Annotated in this window: 21 protein-coding genes and 1 pseudogene; 13 read left to right on the plus strand and 9 right to left on the minus strand. The window is 50.6% G+C overall.

Annotation, left to right across the window (positions count from 1 at the left end; translation table 11 throughout):
* Window positions 1–211 precede the first annotated feature (211 nt).
* Window positions 212–361: a hypothetical protein gene (locus U2W12_RS10420; protein WP_326500620.1), complete on the minus strand. Its 150-nt coding sequence runs from the start codon at window positions 359–361 to the stop codon at window positions 212–214.
* 244 nt (window positions 362–605) lie between these two features.
* On the opposite strand from U2W12_RS10420, the gene U2W12_RS10425 reads away from it, so the two are divergent.
* Both U2W12_RS10425 and U2W12_RS10430 read left to right on the plus strand, forming a co-directional pair.
* The gene (locus tag U2W12_RS10425) at window positions 606–1,526 is read left to right on the plus strand and encodes a hypothetical protein (protein ID WP_326500621.1); all 921 of its coding nucleotides are present in this window, start codon (window positions 606–608) and stop codon (window positions 1,524–1,526) included.
* A gap of 353 nt (window positions 1,527–1,879) precedes the next feature.
* Window positions 1,880–2,608 (plus strand): helix-turn-helix domain-containing protein, encoded by a 729-nt coding sequence (locus U2W12_RS10430; protein ID WP_326500622.1) that lies wholly within the window; start codon window positions 1,880–1,882, stop codon window positions 2,606–2,608.
* Between the two features lie 79 nt (window positions 2,609–2,687).
* On the opposite strand, the gene U2W12_RS10435 is transcribed toward U2W12_RS10430, so the two are convergent.
* The gene (locus U2W12_RS10435; protein ID WP_326500623.1) at window positions 2,688–2,813 is read right to left on the minus strand and encodes a hypothetical protein; all 126 of its coding nucleotides are present in this window, start codon (window positions 2,811–2,813) and stop codon (window positions 2,688–2,690) included.
* Window positions 2,814–3,316: 503 nt separating this feature from the next.
* Window positions 3,317–3,826, minus strand: coding sequence for a hypothetical protein (locus tag U2W12_RS10440; RefSeq protein ID WP_326500624.1), 510 nt, complete (start codon window positions 3,824–3,826; stop codon window positions 3,317–3,319).
* Window positions 3,827–4,227: 401 nt separating this feature from the next.
* Here U2W12_RS10440 and U2W12_RS10445 point away from each other — a divergent pair, with 401 nt between their 5' ends.
* From U2W12_RS10445 to U2W12_RS10460, 4 genes are all read left to right on the plus strand, one after another.
* Window positions 4,228–4,545, plus strand: coding sequence for a hypothetical protein (locus U2W12_RS10445; RefSeq protein ID WP_326500625.1), 318 nt, complete (start codon window positions 4,228–4,230; stop codon window positions 4,543–4,545).
* A 44-nt stretch (window positions 4,546–4,589) separates the two neighbouring features.
* Window positions 4,590–5,684: a hypothetical protein gene (locus tag U2W12_RS10450; RefSeq protein ID WP_326500626.1), complete on the plus strand. Its 1,095-nt coding sequence runs from the start codon at window positions 4,590–4,592 to the stop codon at window positions 5,682–5,684.
* A gap of 236 nt (window positions 5,685–5,920) precedes the next feature.
* Window positions 5,921–6,496 carry a DUF2780 domain-containing protein gene (locus U2W12_RS10455; protein ID WP_326500627.1) on the plus strand — a complete coding sequence of 192 codons (576 nt, stop codon included), beginning with the start codon at window positions 5,921–5,923 and terminating at the stop codon, window positions 6,494–6,496.
* A 441-nt stretch (window positions 6,497–6,937) separates the two neighbouring features.
* Window positions 6,938–7,369 (plus strand): DUF4157 domain-containing protein, encoded by a 432-nt coding sequence (locus tag U2W12_RS10460; protein WP_326500628.1) that lies wholly within the window; start codon window positions 6,938–6,940, stop codon window positions 7,367–7,369.
* Window positions 7,370–7,383: 14 nt separating this feature from the next.
* Here U2W12_RS10460 and U2W12_RS10465 read toward each other — a convergent pair whose 3' ends face one another.
* A complete protein-coding gene (locus tag U2W12_RS10465) occupies window positions 7,384–8,469 on the minus strand; it encodes a hypothetical protein (protein WP_326500629.1) in 1,086 nt (361 codons plus the stop codon).
* Window positions 8,470–9,219: 750 nt separating this feature from the next.
* Between U2W12_RS10465 and U2W12_RS10470 the strand changes: the two genes are divergently transcribed.
* The 4 genes and pseudogenes from U2W12_RS10470 to U2W12_RS10485 all read left to right on the plus strand — a co-directional run.
* The gene (locus U2W12_RS10470) at window positions 9,220–9,444 is read left to right on the plus strand and encodes a hypothetical protein (RefSeq protein ID WP_326500630.1); all 225 of its coding nucleotides are present in this window, start codon (window positions 9,220–9,222) and stop codon (window positions 9,442–9,444) included.
* Between the two features lie 25 nt (window positions 9,445–9,469).
* Window positions 9,470–10,522, plus strand: a complete 1,053-nt coding sequence (locus U2W12_RS10475) for a hypothetical protein (protein ID WP_326500631.1) — start codon at window positions 9,470–9,472, stop codon at window positions 10,520–10,522.
* A gap of 184 nt (window positions 10,523–10,706) precedes the next feature.
* On the plus strand, window positions 10,707–11,378 hold the full coding sequence (locus tag U2W12_RS10480; RefSeq protein WP_326500632.1) for a hypothetical protein: 672 nt from the start codon (window positions 10,707–10,709) through the stop codon (window positions 11,376–11,378).
* 117 nt (window positions 11,379–11,495) lie between these two features.
* Window positions 11,496–11,603 (plus strand): annotated as a pseudogene (locus U2W12_RS10485) (IS5/IS1182 family transposase); the annotation flags it as partial.
* A 211-nt stretch (window positions 11,604–11,814) separates the two neighbouring features.
* Here U2W12_RS10485 and U2W12_RS10490 read toward each other — a convergent pair.
* The 3 genes from U2W12_RS10490 to U2W12_RS10500 all read right to left on the minus strand — a co-directional run bounded on the left by U2W12_RS10490 (window position 11,815) and on the right by U2W12_RS10500 (window position 17,271).
* Complete coding sequence (locus tag U2W12_RS10490; RefSeq protein ID WP_326500633.1) at window positions 11,815–13,821, minus strand: CHAT domain-containing protein; 2,007 nt, start codon at window positions 13,819–13,821, stop codon at window positions 11,815–11,817.
* A 4-nt stretch (window positions 13,822–13,825) separates the two neighbouring features.
* Complete coding sequence (locus U2W12_RS10495) at window positions 13,826–15,319, minus strand: metallophosphoesterase (RefSeq protein WP_326500634.1); 1,494 nt, start codon at window positions 15,317–15,319, stop codon at window positions 13,826–13,828.
* A 320-nt stretch (window positions 15,320–15,639) separates the two neighbouring features.
* Entirely contained in the window at window positions 15,640–17,271 is a 1,632-nt protein-coding gene (locus tag U2W12_RS10500) for an ABC-F family ATPase (protein WP_348529889.1), read from the minus strand.
* A gap of 827 nt (window positions 17,272–18,098) precedes the next feature.
* On the opposite strand from U2W12_RS10500, the gene U2W12_RS10505 reads away from it, so the two are divergent.
* A complete protein-coding gene (locus tag U2W12_RS10505) occupies window positions 18,099–18,836 on the plus strand; it encodes a class I SAM-dependent methyltransferase (RefSeq protein WP_326500636.1) in 738 nt (245 codons plus the stop codon).
* 1 nt (window position 18,837) lies between these two features.
* Here the strand turns inward: U2W12_RS10505 and U2W12_RS10510 are convergent, their stop codons facing one another.
* Window positions 18,838–19,476 carry a hypothetical protein gene (locus U2W12_RS10510; RefSeq protein WP_326500637.1) on the minus strand — a complete coding sequence of 213 codons (639 nt, stop codon included), beginning with the start codon at window positions 19,474–19,476 and terminating at the stop codon, window positions 18,838–18,840.
* 119 nt (window positions 19,477–19,595) lie between these two features.
* Here U2W12_RS10510 and U2W12_RS10515 point away from each other — a divergent pair, with 119 nt between their 5' ends.
* Window positions 19,596–20,774: a heparan-alpha-glucosaminide N-acetyltransferase domain-containing protein gene (locus U2W12_RS10515; protein WP_326500638.1), complete on the plus strand. Its 1,179-nt coding sequence runs from the start codon at window positions 19,596–19,598 to the stop codon at window positions 20,772–20,774.
* A gap of 186 nt (window positions 20,775–20,960) precedes the next feature.
* On the opposite strand, the gene U2W12_RS10520 is transcribed toward U2W12_RS10515, so the two are convergent.
* Window positions 20,961–21,218: a hypothetical protein gene (locus tag U2W12_RS10520; RefSeq protein WP_326500639.1), complete on the minus strand. Its 258-nt coding sequence runs from the start codon at window positions 21,216–21,218 to the stop codon at window positions 20,961–20,963.
* Window positions 21,219–22,131: 913 nt separating this feature from the next.
* Between U2W12_RS10520 and U2W12_RS10525 the strand changes: the two genes are divergently transcribed.
* Entirely contained in the window at window positions 22,132–23,478 is a 1,347-nt protein-coding gene (locus U2W12_RS10525) for a cytochrome C (protein ID WP_326500640.1), read from the plus strand.
* Window positions 23,479–23,649: the final 171 nt, after the last annotated feature.

A 23,649-nucleotide genomic window follows, 5' to 3' on the forward strand; every position in this document is an offset into this window, starting at 1 on the left:
GCAAGCCGTAGTTGCCGACTTTAAGTGAATAGCAACAAGTTCATTGGCATTTCTTGAGCTCTCTAAGTCATTGATTTGCTATTCACAGGTTGCAAACGAACTTCTCGCGAAGCACTTAATCGAGTCCAAGCCATTGGACAAATTAACTCCAAAAACCAATAATATAACCAGCATCGGGAGAATCAGGCACTATGAAAAATGCAATGATTGTTTATGTATTTTTGTGCTGCCGGCTTCTGTCGGCTTCGTTCGATGCCAATGGAAATCCTGTTGTTGCGAACAACGAGCCGGCCTCCAGCAAAGCCTCCGTGGCGGCTTTATTGCGCGTCACCGGCATCCGCAATTGGTATCTGATAGGCAATGCCCTGACGCCTGGCAATGATGCCGTGCACCTGTGCGTTGCTCCGGATGATCGTATCCGGTCAGTGGAAGTCCGCCTCGATGATCAGCCCAAAGGAAGCCTGTCCCGGACGTCCGATGGCTACACGGGCGCAATCGATATCGCGGGATTGGCGCCAGGCGAACATTCTATACAATTAATTGTCGAAGGCAGTTCAAAGTTTACCCGGAAATATTTTTTTCGGCGAAGCTACCCCTTATATGTCTTGTTGACTACCGACTGGGACACGTCCGACAGTCGGGATTCGGTGCTTAAACTGCATGAAAAACTGCACCTGCAGCATCCCTCCCTTAAAATCACGCATTTCCTTGGCCCTTACACGTTTACCGATCGAAAGCTCTCGCCGGCGCGTCAATCGTATCTGGCCGACTGGATGATCCTGCTTAGGAGATCTTTTCAAGACGAAATCGGCTTGCACATCCACCCTTACTGTAATTTCGTCAATACGGTGCGTGGCGTGCATTGCCGGTTTAAACCTTCCGACACCTTCCGAAGAGGAGATTCCTCCGGATATACCGTATTAAGCAGCGCCTACAGCGAAACCGAGTTTTTGCATTTATTAAAAGCCGCGGACGCTTTGTTTGTTGCCCATGGCCTCGGCAAACCGACTTCGTTTCGCACCGGTTCGTGGGCGGCCGGGCCACAAACATTAAAGGCGCTTGCCGCCGATGGTTTCGTCGCCGACAGCAGTGCCAACAATTGGGAGAGAATCAGGGAAGAATCAAAAAATGACGGCAACGGCGTACTTTATACGTGGAATCGTCAACATTGGAATGCCATCAACGATCGTTCGCAACCTTACTTTCCGGGTGAGCTGGAGCCGATGTCCGATGGTGTTCCCGCTATCCCCATACTTGAAGTGCCCGACAACGGCAGTTTGGTGGATTATGTAACAAGCGACGAGATGATCTCCATTTTCAGGTCCAATTGGCAGGGCCAGCCCCTGGCAAAACCGGTTACCTATGTTTTTGGCTTTCACCCCGTCAGCTACAACAAGACGTTCCATAAGCGGATCGAAAAGACATTGAACTATATTGACCGATTTCTTGCTGTAAACGGCGACGGCCCTGTCGTATACGAAACCCTAAGCAACATTGCCCATGTGTTCCAAGCGCCGTCGCATTAAATACACACGGAAAAAGAAATGCGATACGATCAGACTCATCTCGGCAAGCAATCGAAATGATGGGGTCGAGTCCTGAGGTATCACCACGAATTTACCCTGCCTCCAATCTTTAGGGGGAGCACAGCGCACCAAACAATCTGCTCAGGAATGATCCGTTTTGCACGCTTCTGATCGCGCGAATCGAATCGCGGTTGGGGGAGGGCGTAGAAATGAAAAGCTTGGCAGAGCACGCGCCGCATAGCCCGCTTGTCATCGGAAATTTAAACCAAATGACAATAAATCAGTCTGATTTTGAAACTGTAATTTTGCTACACTGAGCCACCGGGTGACAAAAACCCAACAGGAATACGGCTATGCAACCAAGCTCTCAGAGGAACTCTTGCCAGGAATGCCCGGTATTCGGATTATGTCTCCCTTATGGTCTGCAAAAGCATGAAGTCAGCAAGCTTTCCGCCATCGTTAAAAACAGGCGTCCGCTGCATATTGATGAATTCCTGTATGTTCAGGGCGATTCATGTCAAAGCCTGTATGCGGTAAAGTCGGGTTCATTTCGAAGTTTTATAGGGAATTCGGAAGGGGATGAGCAAACCATCGGGTTTTATTTACCGGGTGAATTCATGGGGTTGGATTCATTGCAGTACGGTCGCTTTACTTGCACCCTGATCGCGTTGGAAACCTGCTCGGTTTGTGAATTGCCTTTACCCCGACTCAATGAACTCTGTTCTGAGATTCCCGGCTTACAGTTTCAAATGATGAGGACTCTGGGTAAGGAAATTGCATCCGATCACGCTAAAATTTTAGCGCTCGGTCACCGCTCGGCGAAGTGCAGGATTGCCGGTTTTTTGTTGACGCTATCGCGTCGATACGGCGCCCTGGGGTTTTCCGGCACCGAATTTAATTTGAGTATGCGCCGATACGACATCGCCAACTTTTTAGGTCTGACAATAGAGACCGTCAGTCGCCAACTGGCGGATTTAAACAAATGCGGGATCATCACCGTTAAGCAGCGAGGCGTTCAGATCAACGATCTGGATTTGCTGAAATCGCTAGCGGAGCCGAATCCTCTTGCCTTGGCTGGATAAGCCATGCCGCCGGCTTTGGTTTGATATTACCGCTTCTGAGCTCATTCCGCGGTAACATCGGGCCCTCTCGGTTGTGATTTTAATTTTGCAATGCCGGGGTGGTATTCGAACTGGCCGGCTTTTCTGGGCCTTTGCCCATGTCGCCGCAAGCAACCAGGGTAACGACGGCAAAAACGACCAAAAACATTTGGCTTATAATTTTCATAATTTTTCTCCTTGTTAGAATAATGTCATTCTTCAAAAGGGCCGTGACCGCTCGGAAGAAAGCTCGATAACCCTGAACGGGCGTAGCCATTATTGCATCTCCCTATACCCGGAAATTGATCTGGATCAATAAAACCTTAAAAATACTGTTTTTTAATCTTGACCGAAATAAGCGACTGAAAAGGGAGCGGAACTGATCCCGATAATCGGGATGGGCTGATTCAACGCGTCATGTCCAAACCTTGCAGTCGTTTTGAGCCGACTATGTGCAATGCTGCGGCATCGACCCACCCGAATACAGGGACTCGGCAATCAGTCATGACGTGATAGTCGATTATGAAATTTACAGTAAGATAGATGGGCTAAGGCGCGAAGTCGATCAATCGCGAACGATGGGCTTCCTTTGTCGGCCCATCCTATAGTTTTGATGGCTCTGGGGGGGGTAACCCGCCCCCGAACCGCAGTAGTTCGTGGCAGGTAATAGGTTTCTCTGTCGGGCGAGTGTCAGGCCTGGAGTGAGCCGGCGCCCACAGCCTCGGACAATTCGGCCAGCAAGGTCCGCTCGTGTTCGCTGATCCGCTCGCCGCCGAAGCCCAGGAATGCGCCTTCTTTCGCCGCATTGGCGACCTTGTCGCCGAGCGTGATCAGGAATTTCCTATACGCAGCTATATCTTCAGTCGATCCTTTTTGCCGCAAAAGATCGAGTGCAGACCGTGATTTGTCGATGGCTTCCTTGCGTAAGGCAGCTTGGATTCCGGAAAAATCGCCGCTAGCTCTTGCCAGTCGTTTTATCGATGCGGTCGATGACTTCATTTCTTCCTTTTCACAAACCTCACGTAATAACTGATTGCTGCCTTTCAAGGCTTCATGAATAGGTCCGGCCGGCGCCATCCCCTCGGCGATAGTCCCGAAAATTCCGCTGGCGTCAGCAAGGATTACCGCAAGAATCACAAGATTAGGCGCGTCCCGCAGAACTTCCCATTCAGCAGAAGAAAAATCAGTTTTTGTTGCCATGTTGGTTCTCCATGGATTGAAGAGTAAAGACGGAAATCGGATCTTGCATTATTTCATAGAGTTTTGTATCTATGATTATTTCTGGCGACCACTTTTCTAATCATGCTATTTTGCAAGACCTGGCGTCAATTCTCCTAATATTTTATTAAACAGCATCTTTTGCAAAGAAGGAGCTGTTTTTCGCTCTTTCTGACAAGTTTTAAATAAAAGACGCTAGAGACTATCCCTTGCATTTTTGTGTTGTGGAGTGTGTAATGATATTCATATGACTTGCAGGGTATGTCTATTTGATCCGACGTTGCCGTTAATCTCATGAACAATCCGGCCGACTCGCACCGGCACCGCGGCACTTTCGGGCTGCGCCGATTCCTGGAAATTAACTCCATTCTATGGAGACAACAATGCAGATTTATTTAATTCCAAAAAGAGTGACTCGCCGCCGCATGTCAATATCGATTACCGCTGCGTTGGCGCTGATTATTGGGCTTGCGCCAATGCTGGCAAGCGGGGCCGAAATTTATGGCAACATATCTCGGGATGGAGTTGCGGTTTCTAATAAGCCAATTTATGTGGACGGCAAGGAAGTGGGGCAAACCGATGCGGCTGGGGATTACTCGCTACTTCTTCCACCAGGTCAATACAAGCTGACGATAGAAGGCAAAGAAGTTCCCTTAGTCGTTCCGCCGCAGGACTTCAAACAAGACATTCAACTGCATTAGCGCAATGCCGCCTTCTGTTTGATTCCTCTTTAGGAGTAGCTTTCATGTCCGATAATCCATCAAAATCAAAAGACAATTGGGACAAATGGGACATTGTCGCGAAGATGATCATCGGGCTAAGCATCCCGTTATTAGGCCTTTTGGTAAATTACAGGCTGGGGGTCGAGAGCCAGCACAACCGGGATGCAGAGTTCCAATTGAATCTGATTCAGGCAAGAGAAACCGCGGATACGGATATTCGGGCGAAAATGTTCGATTTTTTGCTGACCCGCTATTTTACCGTTCAGAGCGGCCCGATTCTCACAATAGAGGATTTTCAGACCAGGCGTATGGTTCTACGTTTGTTGTTGGAGAACTTTCAGGAACACTTCAGTACCAAGTCGTTATACGCGCACCTTTATCAGCAAGCCCAAAATGCCGAAGATAAGGAGCACAGCAATGCTAAAAAGCAACAGTGGCAAAGACTTGAGGAAGATCTCATTCAAGTAGGGCGCAATGCCACATCCGAGCAGATCATCTCGTTGGCACCGGTCGCACTGCAGACTGCCGATATTTTAGTGCCCTTGACCAAAGAAATACCGATTGCTCCTTCTTCGGCTCAACAACAGCCCATTGAAACAAAGGTCTTGCGTATTGCCCTCTATTCCAGAAAAGATCTCAGCGGAGGCGAGTTTGCTGGACAGACGACTTCCTTGCCGCAGGGTAATGAGCAAATGGACAGTGTAAAACTCCGCTATTCCGTCAAGTTGTCGGTAAAACAAATTAAAGAAGATGCCGCAACAGTCAACGTTTTAATATATGAGGACAAGTACCGTGACCAGAGATTCGATGCGGAAGAATCGCGGGAGTTGAGTCGTTTTCAGTTCGACGCCTCCTATTTTTCCACCCCGTATACAGACAATATGCTGTTGCCCAATGGTATCCGGTTTGCGGTAATATACAAAGGGTGCGTGGATTCTGACGCAGAGGATAAAACTTGTCGTTTTGATAAAAGCAATCACCGCCTCTCGGCGCAATTTCAGGTGGTCACTTTCACGGGCAACTTCATCCCACAAAAGGAAAGACCGGACATCGATCAAATGCTCGAGGCGATGCGGAAGAAAAACCAGGAGGGTGATTTTTTCAAATCATTGTTTTAATTGTAACTTTTCTAGTCGCGTCATTTTGCATGACCTGGCCGCATCTTCCGTAGGTACGATGATGGATTTAGATTCCCTCTTTTGAGGCTATAAAAATCGGGAGTCTGATTTATACCGGATGCTGTGATTTAATAGCTTAAATTCGACCGGTATTTGACGGCTCAGAACGTTTTTGAGCTGGCGAGTAGATAAAGATTGTCCGATTAAGTCAAATCCAACTTTAAGGAGTTATCGTCATGAAAAGTTTAAAGCGTATGAAAATCGCCCCATTGTTGATTTCGATTGTTTTCGCCGGCTGCGCCGGGTCCAGCGGCCAGAACGTTATCGGTACTGTCGATAGCGGTTTGGCTACCGTAGGGCGAACCGCGCAAACAGGAAGAGCTGTCATTGAGGCAGGTAAGGCCGCCGCGGCCGGAGTACCGGTAACCCAAACCGGTTTGACCAATGCTCTGGTTAATCAACTTGGCGTGTCTCCGCAACAAGCGCTCGGCGGCGCAGGTGCAATTTTTCAGGCCGCCAAAGTGAAAATGGCGCCGGAAGCCTTCTCCAGCTTGTCTCAAACCGTCCCCGGCGTGTCCGACATGCTGGCCGCGGCTCCGCAAGTCAGCCAACCTTTATCCGGAGCGACGTCGGTGCTGGGAGGGGTAGGGAGTACTGTCAACACGATGACGTCGCTGGCCGCTTCGTTCCAGCGGTTGAATCTGTCGCCGAGCATGGTTAACCAGTTTATTCCGGTGGTCGTCGATTACGTGAGAAATACCGGCGGACCGATGTCGGCGACTCTGTTTCAATCGGCGTTGACGGCGCCTTGAGCGTCGAGTTTGTAGTTTTTGCTAATGCATCTAAACCGAAAGTAAAAGTATAAGATCGGAGGCCGACGGGGTGGGGTGCTGCATTCTTTGCGCAGCCCAGCATAATCAGAAATAGGTAGGATCGGCGTAAACGTATATCATTATTTCCTATGCAAATGGCAGGCTTATGCCGTTAACAATCCAGTCGGCAAAGGGGCTTATGAACGCAGTCCATTTATTTTTTTCTAAGAAAATGACGCTAACAGTGGAGGGCACATGGCGTCGAAAGTAACTGATAGACTCAAACCCTCTGTGGACGGCCAGCGGAGGGCGCGGCCATCCGTGCTCTGGCGGTTCGGAGAGCGCTCGTACCAATCCCGGTCGGCCAACCGCGTTGAGGAAAATGGGCTGCGTCTGACGGCCATACCGGGATCTGCCTTGGCGCCGCCGGTTGTGGGCGCGGTGCTGAGGAATAGCGGTTCGCCTCTGCCGGATGCCATTCGCAGCGACATGGAACCTGGATTCGGTCAAAGTTTTGCGGATGTGCGCGTCCACAACGGCATAAAGGCCGGCGAGTCCGCCCGAGCCGTGCAGGCGCAAGCCTACACCGTCGGGCGCGCGATCGTGTTCGGACCAGGCCGTTTCGACTCGGGCAGTCAGGAAGGCCGCAATCTTATCGCCCACGAACTCGCCCATGTTGCCGAGCATCCGCGCGGCACGGCCCTCCCCAGCGGTGCGTTACGTATCGGCACTCCCCACGATGGTGGCGAGATCCGGGCCGAACAAGCCTCCGCCGCCGCTCTGAACGGGAGGCGTGGCACATCTGATCTGCTGTCGTCCGGATCTCCGCACTGGATGCGCCATAGGAAACTAATGATTAATTTACGCAATTAATCACTACAATCCTTTTACAAAGCGGCGATGGCGAGTAGCTTTTTCATCAGCGCACCCTGATTATGCACATCAAGTTTGTGCATGATGCTTTTGATGTGGTTCCTAACCGTTTCTGTAGACCGATGTGTACCGGAGGCGATGTCGGGTATCGAAGGCGTAGCGATAAATTGCAGCGCGCATAAAGCCTCGCCTTTGGTCAGACTGTAAATCACCATTAGCCGCACCAGCGTAGGATTGTTTTCATGGCAGCTGGTAAAAGTCAGCGCCACGCCTTTTTTATAAAACTCCCACGCATACAAATTATCCAGAGCGCGACCCGGAATCACCGTAATATCTAAGGAAGCGCACGGGTTATGCATTGTCACGGTGTCGTAATCGATCCCCGCCATTAGCGCCAAAATACGCTGTTCGGCGGTTTTATTTAAAAAGGCCAGGCACTTGTCCCGAATCTCGACGCAATCCATGTCCTCTATGATGCGGTTGAACACCGGATCGAAAAATAGCACGTTCAGCGCGCGATCGACAATGATGTAAGCGGCAACGTGCTTGCCGGTCAGCAGGGTAATCTGATGGTAAAGACTGATCCATTGCTCCTTCCGCAAGGCGTTTTGCAAAGACGGCACCAACGCTTGCAGTCGATTTACATGATCTTCCAATTCCAATTCCGATTCTGAAACGGGACGGCTGCCATTTAGATACACGAAATAGGCGAAGCGGCTATTTAACGGGAACGAGACTCCGAACCGGCAATGTGCCCCAATCGTGTTGGGCTCGGTGCCGTCGCCATCACCCTCGGTGCGAAGGGTCCCATTCATTGTGTTGGAGCTGAAAACTTTATATGGATGTTTCGCGACCTTGGCGTCGAAACTGCCGGCTTTGCGAAGGTTCCGTTCGAAATAGCATTGCTGCTTGGGTGTAGTGTTGTAATCGTACAAATGATGGACCCCGCCGCCGTGGCCAAGATCGACGATCGACAGGAAACCGCTGTCGCATTCCATGCTGCCAGTCAGTTCCGACAGAAATAAATGCCACAACACCGGATTGCCTGGTGCTTTCGACAAAATCTCCTTGATGATATGCGGTGCTTGGAGGGTATGCATGGCGTCTCGGTGTTCTTGTGCTCATTTTGACCCGTTTGGGTTATGAATTTAACACAAGAAGTCAGTATTTTATATGCCGTATTTTTTACCAGAGATTTATGCTGTGCAAGCGGGAGCACAACTTGCAGGAAAGACGGAGGCTGGTCTTGCGCCATTAAATAGCCGTTTTGGATAATCGAAATGAGTCTATGGTGAAAAGGCAAGTGTTAGACTGCAAGGGGCTTCACTAACCGAGCAATCGGTAGTGAGGCCGAGGTAAACAATAAAAGAATAAGGAAGCGTGTTATGGCAATCACAAAAATCGACGAGTATGAAGTTATGTATTCTGCAAATACATTCGCGCCGCGTATTTGGCTGAAGAGTGCCGGCAAGTTTATCGGACAGCTAATATTCAAGCCCAGCCCTTGGCGGCAAACCCGGCTCCGCGCCAGGTTTTGTGGCGCGTGATGGTGCTTGGCGTCTTGGCGCGATTGCTTTTATTTTGACCCATTTGGGTCATGACTTTAATACAAGGATTCAGTATGCTTCCTTATGTATTGCCGGAACTCGAGGAGATTTAATTGAGCTCGAAACTTGCGCAAAAAGACGATACCAAGTCAAAATCTGCATTATCACAAACCATTTTGTGTTGCGGATGATTTCCGATCAAAACTTTTTAACGATGCTGTTTTTCAAAATCTGAGCGCATGAGTTTCGAGACGGAATAGCGAATAATCCTTTGTCTGTCTCCTACCGCCAATGAGGTGAAAGGTGAAAATTCAATCAGTGTTACAAAAGCACGAAGATAAAATCATGCAGATCCCTAACGTCGTCGGAATAGGAATAGGTAAAAAAGGAGATGCTGAAGTTATCAAGGTTTTCGTGACCCATAAAGTCCCGGAATCGGCATTGAAAGCGAATCAAATTATCCCGAAAGGGCTTGAGGGGTATGAAACCGATGTCGAAGAAATCGGTCTCGTTACATCCCAAATCTGATAACAACCCGAGAAAGGAGAATATCATGGCTACGGTAAAACAATTCGAAACCAGGTTGGTGCTATCGGAAAAAGCGAGGGAGGAAACCTGTAAGGCGCATAGCGCTGTCGTTGAAAGTTTCCTGGAAAAACCTCCTGCCAATGTCATCGGTTTGGCTGAGGGAATTAAATGGAAGAATGGACAGCCCACAGGCGAGCCGGCTTTGCTGGTGCTGGTCACCCACAAGCAGGAGAAGGACCAGATTGCTCCAGCAAATATGGTGCCGGCAAAGCTCGGCGAGATGCAGACCGATGTTCTTGCCGTAGGACATGTATTTGCCGGTGGCTGCGAATCGTCCGGCGCGGGCATCCAGACCCTCGGCAAACGTATCCGTCCGGCGCAGGGCGGATACAGCGTGGGGCATAAAGATATCACGGCAGGAACAATCGCGACTTGCGTTTACGACATATTGCCCGGTGGCTCCACTAATCCGCCCAGCCACGGTGTCGGCATTCCGCCGAAATTCTATATCCTCAGCAATAACCATGTTCTTGCCAACAGCAATGCAGGCTCGATTGGCGATGCCGTTCTTCAGCCGGGCCCCTACGATGGCGGCGTCGATCCCGCAGATCGCATTGCCACCCTGAGCCGCTATGTTCCGATCACCTTTAATCCGCCCTCGCCGCTGGCAAGCCAAAATAATCTTGTGGATTGCGCCATTGCCGAAGGCCAGTTCCACGATCTGAACCGGGAAATTTATTGGAGCGGTTATGTGCGGGGTTGGCGCCGTAAGGCAAGCGTCACTGTCGGAACCGTGGTGAAAAAGACCGGGCGTACCACCAACTTTACAAGCGGAAGAATCACGGCCGTTAACGCGACGATCGATGTCGGCTACGGTGGAGGCAGATTGGCGCGCTTTAAAGACCAAATCGTCACCACTAATATGTCCGCGGGAGGCGATTCGGGTTCACTGGTTATGACGTTAGATAACGTTGCAGTGGGTCTGTTATTTGCCGGCTCTTCTACTTCTATGATTGCAAACCAAATTGAAAATGTACGCTCGCTACTTCGGGTAGAGGTTGCCGAGCTAATTCTCTAAAGCGAAGCTTTCAATCAGTCGTTACACCATAACGATTGCCGATTCACTGACGCTCAGGCTTAGCGCCTGCTGGCAGCCGAAAGAAGGAAAGGGGCAGGTCTTGCATTAATACGCGCGCCCTGTCGAACCATGTTTCCAATTGAGGTGAATTTAGTTCTTTTCAAACACAATGAAGGATACAGAAATGAAGACGATTCGACTATTTCTACTCGCAACCCTGGTTTTGGCTTCCAACCTTGCTACAGCCGACTGGACCACGCAAGACGAACAGGCCTGCGATGATAATACCGCCGGCCAGTTCAAATACTATGTGTTGAGTTTGTCGTGGTCACCGGAGTTCTGCCGTTCTCATCCCGGCGAGAAGAACGAACCACAATGCAAACAGCATCGCGAATTCATCGTACACGGCTTGTGGCCAGAATGCGGAAGCGGCGGGCCACAAAGCTGTAAAAACGGCGGCCAAGCCGATGAGATCGATAAACAGAAAATCTACGCGTTCATGCCATCGGATTTTCTGATCCAGCATGAGTGGGACAAGCATGGCACATGCAGTGGTCTTGCCCGGAGCGCCTATTTCGACTTGGCCGGAGATATTTTCGGCAAGCTGAAATTTCCGCACCTTTCCGGTGCGCCTAAGGCTGACAAGATCGAAGCACTGTTCATAGAGAACAACCCGGGGCTCGACGCTGATGAAATCTATTTATCCTGCACCGAGAGCGGACCGAAACGCAGCAGCAAAACGCTGGACGAAGTGCGGATTTGCGTAGACAAGAACACGCACGAGTTCACCCGTTGCGAAGATTCCAAGGATACTTGCCGGAACCTCAAAAAAGTCACTATTTCGCCGGCGAAATAAGAGTCGAACAGGGTTCCTCTGTTCAGGCGTCTCCCGTGGGGAGTCAATGAGGTCAACCAATTAAATCAATAGGTCTGCCCTATTTTCGAAGATGTACGGAATCATATAACTGTTAGGTGGATGAATCGGTTCAGTCGGATTCTGGTCCGCTGGGAAAAACGGGCCGAGTCTTATCTGGCTATGCTCCGCCTAGCCTGCGGCATCATCACCTGGCGAGCTACGGGCGCTGGGATAGGCTCTAAGTGGATGGATCAGCAATTGGTGAGCCCAAATGGGCTTGGACGGCTATGCCGGGTAGGTTGGTGCTATTCGTACCCAATCCATCGAACTGAGTTCATGAAGGAAGCAGAGGTCTTGAAAATCACATAACCGTGATTTTCAAGACCTGAAATACTCCGTGAGTTTGTGCTTTTTCTTCTAACGATTTAGCTGCTTTTTACTTCTCTTCCATCGAGTTATTACCCAATGCCTGTAATGCCGCCTGAGGAATTTCGTTCCACTGATCTCGTGGCCAATGCCTAATGTAGCGCCTGAATTGTCTTCGTGTCGAAAAGATTGGAAACGCATCGGGGCCCATCAGCGCGCGCATCTCTTTACAATATCGTGTTATTTCCTCTTTGGCTTGTTTCTGGCTGTATCCTGCTCCGCCGTAAGCAATCCCGAGCAATGCCAGTTCGGCGAGCGTTGCCAACGACCACGCCCTGCTTTCTCCGGTTGATTGGCGCATCTGCCACTCCGTAATTTGCCGGGCGGCGCCCCACCACAATCCGTAATTTTTTGATAACGCTTTAAATGCCGGTTCGTCGGCTAAAGCCGGCGTCGCTGTAATCGAAAGATATTGGGTTATAACCCAATAGTTGTGTGGCTCGGTTTCCAGAGCTTCACGATAGAACTCACGAGACGCTTCATAGGCTTTCTTGCTCTCCTCCCTGTTTTTATTTTTACTGGAGTCGTCGGATTGACTATCGGCAAACAGGGAGTATGCGATACCGATACGTTTTTCGCTGGCGGCGCTCATGCCGAGACGCTCGGATTTGATCTTGGAAGAGACGACGGCTTCCGGTTCTTCGCGCCATGCTTTTAGATCGGCCCGAATCGATTTGCACAGCGATTGGACTTCACCGCCGCAAGCGATCGGGGCTAGAGCAGTCGTTTCGATATCCTCATTGGCACCGACAAGTTCGTCGATGCGATCGAATTTGATTTCAAATTTTGCGCGTATCTGTTTGTCCCGGAATGCATCGACTTGTTGTTCAAAGTCGGCTGGAACGGTTGCGTAGGCGACAATACTGGCCCAGTCGTGGGTACCGAATGATTCGGTTCGCAAGCGCTGGCGCAGTTCATAGATGACCCAGCGCGGATCGGCGCCATTCAACAGGCGATGGTAAAGCACTTCGGCGGCAATGGCCGAAGCGCGCATCCACAGAGGAAATTGAGACGCAATGACCCAGGGAATTCCTGCCGCATGCAGTTCATGGGCAATGCTGCCGCCGGGTGTCAGCACCGATTCGATATTGCCTGAATCGCAGGTAGCCAGCGTTACCATCGTTGGGCAAAATTTCATCTTTCCCGAAGCGTCGCGCGCCGTTAAGGCAATAGCAAGACGTTCGCCGTCAACGATGTCTTTGCTGCCATCGAGTTCATTACATAATGCGACACCATAGCGTTTATCGCCGGAATTTTCCAAGGGAGCGCCATGCGCCAAAATGTGAACGTGCGTGTATTCGGTCGAAGCACAGGCCTCGCGAATTTGTTTCAAGCTGGCGTTCGGCAGAACGGTCAGTATTTTTTTCACGTCCTGGACGCGTTCTTTGCTCTGGCCTGGATTTCTAACTTTGACCCAGGGCTCAATGGCCATTCGCAGCGCATTCAAGTGTGCCTGGGCCGGTACATTTAGCCCCTCCGGTTCGGCGAACGCAAAAAGGATGCGCACTGGGCGGTCCCATTTGATGGGCAAAGGAGAGCCTCGGCGAACTTCACGGGTGATGGTGATGGGCATACGCGTTTGCAAAAAGAGCGGAGAGCCGGAACCCGGAAAACCATCCATGCCGACGGCAAGCTCGAACGGAATCAGGCCCAATTCAAAGGCCGATAGGGAAAGGGATAAGTGCACAAGCTTGCCGGCTTCCCCAAAGACGCTGCCCAACTCCGATAGTAGTGCCGGAACCTGGCTGAAGACCCTCCCGATCGCTTCGCCCATATCGCGGACTTCGGCCTGGCGCTGTTCGTCCTGCGCCGGGTTTTTATCGGAGTCGTAGCGTAATCTGCGCAGACGCATCAGTAATTGACGGTGTTCAAAAGGCATCTGGACCGTCACCGGCCCATCCTCGCCGCATAAGGCTATGTAAGGCGTAAGCGGCGATAGCAATTGGTTGTGCGGCGGTCCTGGCCTTAGAAATTCAAGTTTGACTTTCTGGATTGCCTTGCTGGGGTTAGCATTCATAACACTACTCCGGGAATTTTTTTATTTCAAAGGGTTCTCCAGAACCGTCTCCGACCACGTGGGTTAGCCGGCCTACCACTTTGCCGCCTTCTTCCTTGATTGAAACGGCGCTGGTCTGATCCATGACGAACGGTTTGCCCTTAAATTCGGCATTATCGATGGTTTCCATTTTGCCATTGATGAGCACATCGTAAATCGGCTTAAACGACGCCGTATCTTTAAGCATATCCTGGGTAAACTGCAACAGGCGAATCCAGGTGCCGCAGTTAAAATAGTAACGTCCGGCGCCTATTTGTACGGCGCGTTCAAGATGGGTGTGTCCGGTGATGATGAAGTCGATGGAGGGCCCGACGGCGGCGGTGACCTGCTTAAAGGTGTCATCTTGGTCGTTAATATCGAAGGTTTTATCCTTCGCCAGCCAATCCAGCATTGCGCGTCGGAGCGCTTCGTCCTTGCCGACGCCGGTAATCCAGCCGGTCAAGCGGTCCCAAATTAATTGCGGCGTCCCTAAGGTGCTGTCCGCCTCAGCGGCAAATGCCTCTTTACTGTTAAAGTGTTCTTCCGCATTCAGTAACATATCGTCGGCGCTGCGTCCGCCAGTTACATCGACGCCTAGCACGCCGTCTTTAAGATTCGTTCCCAATAAACGCTCGACGTTAAACGGTACGGCAACATTCTGTTCCGGAGGCTGAAAACCTTCTGCCGACAGGCGTTGATCAGCCTGTTTCTGGCCTTGCACCTTTTCGCCGACAATCGATAGCAGATGGCCTATTTTTTTCACTTGCGAAGGATCCAGCACCAACAAAGCGCCGATTGCGGCTGAAGTTTCCGGTTTCAGAAGATCGATCCAGGCAAATTTGCGCTTCACATCGTTCATGACTTCCTTGACCATGCGCGTCCCGGCATTCGGAAACCATTCGCTGGGTTCGAGCGAGCGGCCTGCATTTAATCGTCGTCCGACCTTCGCCAGATCTTCGTAACGGTTGTAATTCCAGGCATCCACCTCGTTGCCGTGGGTACAATAAACGCACGAGTTGCCGACGAAACAAGTAAAGCCTGCTCCGGTCGTGGAAAATTCGATACGCGCACGGGCCTTCAGATCGTTCCCTGCCAAGCGCAAAACCATCAATCGCTGGACAGTCGGAAACGAAATCTCGATATCGTGATTACCGATTACAATGACCAGCGCGCGGCCTTCCAATTTGACAAAATCCGCGAGCGATTTCCAAATGGTAGAAAACGACGGGTCGTCCATGATGCGTTGCACCGTGGCAACGGCCTCATCGACGGCGACGTAGCCGTGAATGTCTTCGGCGAGCGTGTCGAAAACATCGCCGTTCAAAACCAGCGCTATACGACCGTCCGGTCTTTGGCGGCTGACCCAGTCGATGAAGTTGGCAAGACGCTGGGTCTCCCGCAGAATCTGAAAACCCGGCTTGCCACCCATATGAATATCCGAAATGACATGAACTTCGTCGAATTCGGGAAAATTGCTCATAGACTCCCCCTTATATAAAAACAGGCCGATGTTAAACGCCGCAAAGGCACTGATAATTGTTTTTTGGAAATTATAATCCCGGATGTCGGAATTTTAGAAAATGGGGTAGGATTTCGGGATATCCAGCGAATTTACCGAGCTTCAAATGAACCAAAACAGCCTACCTACCAAAAGAGCGAGCGCCTGCTCCAGCATAGAAGCCGACAATTCAAAAGCGGCATAACGGCAGGAACGGCAGGCAGATCGGGTGGATAAAGCTGACGTTCACGGATATGCCGACATTGCTCAACTGAATGTCGGCTCCCATTCAACTCAGGATACTACGCCAGATTTTGGCTGGCTAGATAGTCTTCATAATTGCCATTGAAATCGACGATGCCAGCCGGCGTTAATTCTATGATCCTGGTCGCCAGCGATGATACGAACTCCCGATCATGGCTGACGAATATCAGGGTGCCGGGATAGTTTTCCAGTGCCGTATTCAGCGATTCGATGGATTCCATGTCAAGGTGGTTGGTCGGCTCGTCCAGCACCATGATGTTATTTTTTTGCAAAATCAATTTACCGAACAGCATGCGCCCCTGTTCGCCTCCGGAAAGCACTTTGACCGGTTTATTGATCTCGTCCTGCGAGAACAATAAGCGGCCCAGGGTGGCGCGTATCGTTTGATCGTCGTCGGTTTCCTTGCGCCATTGGCCCATCCATTCGATGAGGGATATGTTTTCGGCAAAGTCTTCGGCATGATCCTGGGCATAGTAGCCCACTTCCGAGTTTTCCGACCATTTGACGATGCCGGCCTCCGGCCTTAAATCGCCGACCAATGTGCGCAATAGGGTCGATTTACCGATACCGTTCGGGCCGATCACTGCAACCCGCTCGCCTACCGCGACCATCAGATTCAAGTCTTTGAACAGCGGTTTCTCGCTAAAACCTTTGCTCAAACCTTCGACTTCCAGCGCTAAACGATGCAATTTTTTGGTTTGATCGAAGCGGATAAACGGATTGACCCGGCTTGAAGGCTTGACTTCGTCGAGCTTGATTTTTTCGAGCTGTCTGGCGCGCGATGTCGCTTGCTTGGCTTTGGATGCATTCGCCGAAAAGCGGCTGACGAAGGTTTGCAGTTCGGCAATCTGCGCTTTTTTCTTGGCGTTGCCCGCCAGCAATTGTTCGCGGGCTTGCGTTGAAGCGGTCATGTAATCGTCGTAGTTGCCCGGATAAACGCGCAATTCGCCATAATCCATATCCGCCATGTGGGTGCAGACGCTGTTCAAAAAATGCCGGTCATGCGAGATGATGATCATCGTGCTGTTGCGTTCGTTGAGCACGCTTTCCAGCCAGCGAATGGTATTGATGTCAAGGTTGTTGGTCGGTTCGTCCAGCAACATGATATCGGGATTGGCAAACAGCGCCTGCGCCAATAATACTCGTAATTTCCAGCCTGGAGCGACGGCGCTCATCAGGCCGTAATGCTGTTCCCTCGGTATTTCCAGGCCCAACAGCAATTCGCCGGCGCGGGCTTCGGCGGTGTAGCCGTCCATTTCGGCAAACTCGATCTCCAGGTCGGCGACCTGCAAGCCGTCCATTTCGGTCATTTCCGGCAGCGCGTAGATGCGGTCGCGTTCCTTTTTGATTTGCCAGAGTTCCTTATGCCCCATGATGACAGTGTCGATGACGCTGAATTCTTCATAGGCGAATTGGTCCTGGCGTAAAATGCCCAGCCTTTCATCGGGGCCGATACTGACGTTTCCGGCCGATGGCTCAAGGTCGCCGCTCAATATTTTCATAAAAGTGGATTTGCCGCAGCCGTTGGCGCCTATCAGGCCGTAACGGTTGCCGTCGCCGAATTTGACGGAGACGTTTTCAAACAGGGGCTTGGCCCCGAATTGCATGGTGATGTTTGCGGTGGATATCAAGGTATTGTTCCGAAAGGGTAAATAAAGGTTTAGAGTCAAAGGCGCGAACGGTTTTGGATTTGCGCCTTTTTATTTTACAGTAACGGCTATTGTCCACGGCTATAAAACGAACGGCCGGGTTATAGAGAGGCGGCGCAACAAGTGCGGCGATGCCATAGACTCCGGTTTTGAGATTAAGTGCATTGGACTTTGCCCGGCAAGATCAAAATCGCCGTGAAGCATCAGCGCATCGGTCTGAGAGACAGCATGACTTCGATACCATCGAGCAGTGCCTTAAGCACCTCATCACCATTGGCGGAACCGTAAATCAAATTACACAAAGAGGTAATTGAAGAGTTTGGACTTGTCCTGAAAAATTACAGAGAGGCCTATCGTTCCGCCGTCACTCTAAAAGAATATGGGTTATTCCACCGAATAACCCACCGGCACCAGATACAGCGGGCTCTCGCTTTTTATCAGGTTGACGACATCAACAACGCGCCGGTCGTCGAATGCGCCGACCGGCACGCTAGCCAAGCCTTATTTGGCATCGCGAACAATGAAACAGACACAGCGGATTGTTAGCCCCATGACTTCGCTGCCGTGTTCGTACTGGTGGACGGCTCCGTTTTGATGAATGCGTCGACAAAATCGGCACCGCGCGGTTCGAAACGTTTAACGCCTCAACGCTCAGCAGCGTTTTCCCGAGATGGAGCCATTTGTTGATCGGCAACGCGCCGAAGCGGATGGATAGGTCTCTCATACGACCTATAGCGAACAACGGATCGTTTGGCGCCTGTTTGACAAAACAATCGGCACGCAGTAGAGTTTTTGCAAATCTTGGTTAGCCATTTTATAAATCATTCCATCCGAGCCGCTTTAAAACGATGATTTCAGAACATACCGCAGAGCTTTTATTTGAAGGAGCGATTGCCGAGGAATACGAAATGCTGATGCGGATTTGTCCGCCAGCAGCGGAGATCAGTCAGCGTGTCGGTAAATTTGTAGCGAACTGGACCCCGCCGTATCCTGCGGAGCAATTGAATCTGCTCGAAATCGGCTGCGGCACCGGTATCACCACTGCCTGCCTGTTGGCCGGTCGCGAGGATGTGCTTATCGAAAGTGTCGATAATGCAACCGCGATGTTGTCGCAGGCGCGTCAAAATTTGACTGCGGCGTTGGCGATGAAGCGGCTTCGTTTGATCGAAAACGATGCGCTGTCGTATTTGCAGGAAATTCCGGATGCTTCGGTCGACATCGTCGCCAGTGCTTACACGCTGCATAATTTTCTGCTCGGCTACCGGCAGCGGGTGCTAAAGGAAGTGTTGCGCGTGCTTAAACCGGGCGGCCTTTTCGTGAACGGCGACCGTTATGCGGTCGACGATGCGGCCGAGCATCTCAAAAACACTCAGCAAGAGGTCAAGGACTATTTCCGTGTTTTTAGCGAAATGAACCGAATCGATCTTCTGGAGCAGTGGATAGTGCACCTGTTTAGCGATGAATCCGAGGAGCACATCATGCGCCTCGGGCCTGCGCTGGAAGCAATGACAGGGATCGGTTTCCAAGACATCCGTGTGCATTTCCGGGACGGCGTCAATGCGTTGGTCAGCGCGGTAAAATCCTAGATCACTGCGGCACCGTAAGATGCAGAGGCAGCGCATAATCGATACGCTCGACATCGGTGATTGCGGGATCGTTGAGGTAGACCGGATAAGCCGTCACTTCGCCGCCAAAGCTACAGGATGCCTGGGCCTTATAGTAACTTTCTAAAATTTTCGTGTTTTTGCTGTTGAAAGGCACGTAATACAGCTCATCGCTCGCGGTCAGATTGTTACCGCCCGAACTAAACACTTCGCCGGGCACGGCGCTGTTTTCCTCTCCGTTCGCCATCATCGCCTCGGATTGCTGGGCAACGTACATTTCGCCGTCGCAGGCCGGATTCGCATAGCTGACGATTTTAGGCGTGATGTTGCCTTCATGGTCGAGCGAAAACGCATAGCCCTGCGTGCTGAGCATGTTGACTCGATCGCTTTGTTCGCGCACCACGGTGCCGATGATCTGGCCGTTTGCGTCGACCAGAATCGGCGCCTCGAAATGATATTTCGATTCCAGCGCGCCGACCTTTTCCTTCAGTTGGGTCAGCTCGGACTCCAGTTCGACAACCCGGCTTTCCAGTTCCGTGGGCGTGGCAGCCGAGAGGATTCCCCAGGCAGACAAGGCGGCTAACGCCATTAAAACAACGGCGGCGATTATTATTTTATGCATTGAACGAGACTCTAAAATAGCAAACTTTGATACCATATCAGGCCGGCTCGGCGCTGGATATTCGTATGATTACGAATCCTCGGCCGACCATCCGCACCATTGCTTGAAGGGGTAAGCGAATGAATCCTACGATGCACCGCCTGGAATCGATCGACATGATGCGCGGATTTGTGATGGTTTTGATGGCATTGGACCATACCCGCGATTATTTCACGAATGCGCAGTTTGATCCGGTCGATCTGAGCCGGACCAGCGCCGCGTATTTTCTGACGCGCTGGATCACTCACCTCTGCGCGCCGACCTTTATGTTATTGGCCGGCGCCGGCGCGTTTTTGTCCACCCACCGCAAGAACCTGACACAAGGACAGCTCTCCGTTTACCTGGCAAGCCGCGGGTTATGGTTGATCGTCTTGGAATTGACGCTGGTTCGTTTCGGCTGGACGTTCAACTGGGATTACAGTTATGCGATTGGCCAGGTGATCTGGGCGCTGGGCTGGTCGATGTTGGGACTGGCCATTCTGGTCTTGCTGCCGCGTTGGGTCGTTGCCTGGTTCGCCATGTTGTTGATCGCCGGCCATAATGCGTTCGACGGCATTCATGCCGATAACAGCCAGGTTTCGGGCTGGCTGTGGATTTTTCTACATGAGCCGGGAATGATCGAATACTTGCCCGGCCATTCCTTGAATTTGTACTATCCGCTGATTCCCTGGATCGGCGTGATGGCGGCGGGATATTGTCTGGGGCCGGTGTTTCTCGAGCCAAACCGGCAAACGATCGTATTCTGGCTGGGGCTGTTTTGCCTCGCGCTGTTTTTACTGTTGCGCCTTGGCAATCTGTACGGCGATCCGCAGCCCTGGGCGCCGCAAAAAAACGGGCTGTTTACGCTGTTTTCGATGCTGAATTTTCAAAAATACCCGCCCTCCTTGCTCTACTTGCTGACGACGCTGGGCTTAATGTTTATCGGACTGGCGTTGTTGGAGGGCCTCAAACTGCAATGCATCCGGCTGCCTTTGCTGACCGTTGGCAAAGCGCCGTTATTTTTTTATCTGCTGCATATTTATCTGATTCATGGTGCGGCTCTGGCCGTGACGCATTTCAGGGGACTGCCGGTCGCTTGGCTGTTCGCAGGTTCCGCTGCTCATCCTTTTCCGGCAGCGCCCGCGCCCGAATACGGCTACGATTTGCCGGTGGTTTACGGCGTCTGGTTAGCGGTGATTGTGTTGTTGTATCCGCTCTGCCATGCCTTTGTCCGGATCAAACAACGATACCGGCATATTGCCTGGTTGAGCTATTTGTAACCGCACATGTCTTAACGCAAAATCGGCAGAACGTTCATCGGCAAACTAGCCCGGTAAGGTTATAACGAAGTCTGCCGTATAACTTGCTTGTACCATCATCTTGCGCACTCACACCCACCCTCTCGGCTACCGGGTATTTCTAAAAAGCCCCCAGCAACGACAATGCGAAGCCGGGGGCGCTTTTATTTACTTGGCGGAATGTTCGGCGGCTTCCTTGGTTTTCACGTTTGCGGCTTCTGAAGCTTTGCTGGCATTTTCAGCATGGGTCTTCGCTTCTTCATGTTTGCCGGCCTTGTGTTGTTTAGCGGCCGCTTTATGGTGCTTTACAACTTCCTCATGAGCTTTGGCGGCTTCTTCGTGTTTTGAAGCTGCTTGCTCCGAGGCTGCAAACGAAGAAAAAGACATAACGGAAGCAATGAAGAATGTGCCTAGGATCTTTAACATAAGTCTCTCCTAAATAGTGAAAATAATGTATCGATCACATGTCCTGTTATCGATTTTATGATTGATGTCGAAAATAATTTTCCGACATCAAAGATGTACATAAATCGTGCCATAAGGATTTAGTGATATATCTGTTTGAAAGATATTATTTTTAAAAAAAACATCCGCTTAATGAGCAAGAATATTCAGGGGTAATGGTTGAAAATAACCACATCAATATGGTGGTTTTGAGCCGGATTTATAACTTTTTTTGCTGTCCATCCCGTGTAATTGACATACCGTCGCTCTTTCGGCTGCTTCCCAAACAAGGCGGAATAAAAAATGCCGGAGAGGCCGGTATTTAGCCAATGCCATTAAGTTAAGAGAAGCTTCGCTCCTTCTCCCTTCGGGAGAAGGCTGGGATGAGGGGGTCAAAATAAAGTATTTTTCCTTATTTTTGATCCTCCTCACCCCAACCCTCTCCAGCAGGAGAGGGAGCTTTCTTCTTAACTTAACGGCATTGGGTATTTAGCTATGTGTATTCCTTCGATGAATGCAAAGTCTAAGGGTGCATTTAAACCGACAAGGTTTATTTGAACCGCTGAATTTTCTACGGCGCTGTTCGCATTCCCATTTTAAAAATAAGGTTATTCTAGTTTTAACAGTATCTTATATTTTTATTTTACTTTTTAGTAAAGTTGGCATGAATAATGGATTGGTTAGCCAAGCTGATTTGGCTCTGCCCATCAGGTAGGTTGTTAATTCTGCATAACGCCGTGAGTGCTATTTTTCAGCTTGCGGGGCGATTGGCAAGCATTTGCATCTGGCTGATTTGGAGCTTTAAGCGTCTTTTTTATTTGGATATTACTTTGTTGAAGGGGGGTTAATGGCAGGACTATCCGTGTCGCCTGTGAAAAGAACTGAGTTTTTTAAGGTGAAAACTTCATTTTTGATGGGATTATTGCTGTTGTCGACAGCATCGATATTTACCATTCATGACGCTCTGGCGGTAGCCAGTTTTGCGCGTCAAACCGGAATATCGTGTTCCGGTTGTCATACCCAATCGTTCGGCCCGAATCTGACCCCGATGGGACGCGATTTCAAGCTGAACGGCTATACGATGAGCACCGGCTCGGATTTCAACTCGAAGTTGCCGCCGATCAGCGCGATGGTGGTCGGTTCTTTCACGCACCTGGATAACAAGTTGCCGGAAGCGCCCGCGCCCGGCTACAACACCAACAATAATGGCTCTTTCGATGAAGCCAGCCTATTTTATGCGGGCAAGGTTTATTCCAAACTGGGCGCTTTCGTTCAATTAACGTATAACAATATTGAAAGTATTCTGGAGCTTGATAATACCGATATCCGTTTGGCGGACCGGACGCAACTGGTCGGTCAGGATTTTGTTTACGGCCTGTCCTTCAACAACGGTCCTACCGTTCAAGATTTGTGGAACACCACCCCGACTTGGAGCTATCCTTATACGTCATCCGCGCTCACTAACACACCCGGAGCATCAACGTTGATAGAGGGTGCGTTGGCCCAAAATTCAGGCGGCGCGACAGCCTACATGATGTGGAATAATCTGCTCTATCTCGAAGCCGGCGCCTATGCTTCCTTTTCTACGCAGTTTCAGCGCAATGTCGGCATCGCAGAATCGGCGACCGCGGACAAAATCGACGGCGGTGCGCCTTATTGGCGGCTCGCATTGCAGCATCAGATCGGCGGTCATTATTTTCAGGTGGGAACCTTTGGTTTGCGCGCCAATATTGTACCGGGGCGTGATCATATGTTCGGCATGAACGAATATTCGGACTTGGGCGTCGATGCGAATTATCAATTTTTGGGTTCCGGCAAGCATATCTTCGAATACAAGGCCTCTTACATCCGGGAAGATCAAAAGCTCGGGGCCGGCTATCAATTCGGCAATAACGCGAATATAAACAATCGGCTGTTTTCATTGCACTCGAATGCTTCCTATACCTACGATCAAACCTACACCGTAAATCTGGGTTATTTCAGAACCACGGGTTCGTACGACCCGCTGCTTTACGGGGGCAACACCGCCAATAAACCGAACAGCGAAGGTTTTATCGCCGAACTTGATTATGTGCCTTTCGGTAAATCCAACTCGACCCTCGCGCCGTGGTTAAATTTGCGTTTCGCCTTGCAATACGCCGCCTACACCAAATTTGACGGCGCGGAGTATAACTATGATGGTTCGGGCAGAAACGCAAGCAGCAATAACACGCTATTTTTAAACGGCTGGCTGATGTTCTAAACCTTCATTTCGTCCATCGTTCCGGCATCAAAAGTGTTTTTGCCGCCGGGGCGATCTGCTGATTTGTTTACGCGCTCATTTTTCATTTATAAATCCATGCGGCAAATTTTGTTCGTTCAGCGAATGGCTTTGTTCGTATAAAATCGTAATTTACCTGCACATTCGTCAATC

The organism is Methylomicrobium sp. Wu6, from assembly GCF_035916875.1.
Lineage (GTDB): Bacteria > Pseudomonadota > Gammaproteobacteria > Methylococcales > Methylomonadaceae > Methylomicrobium.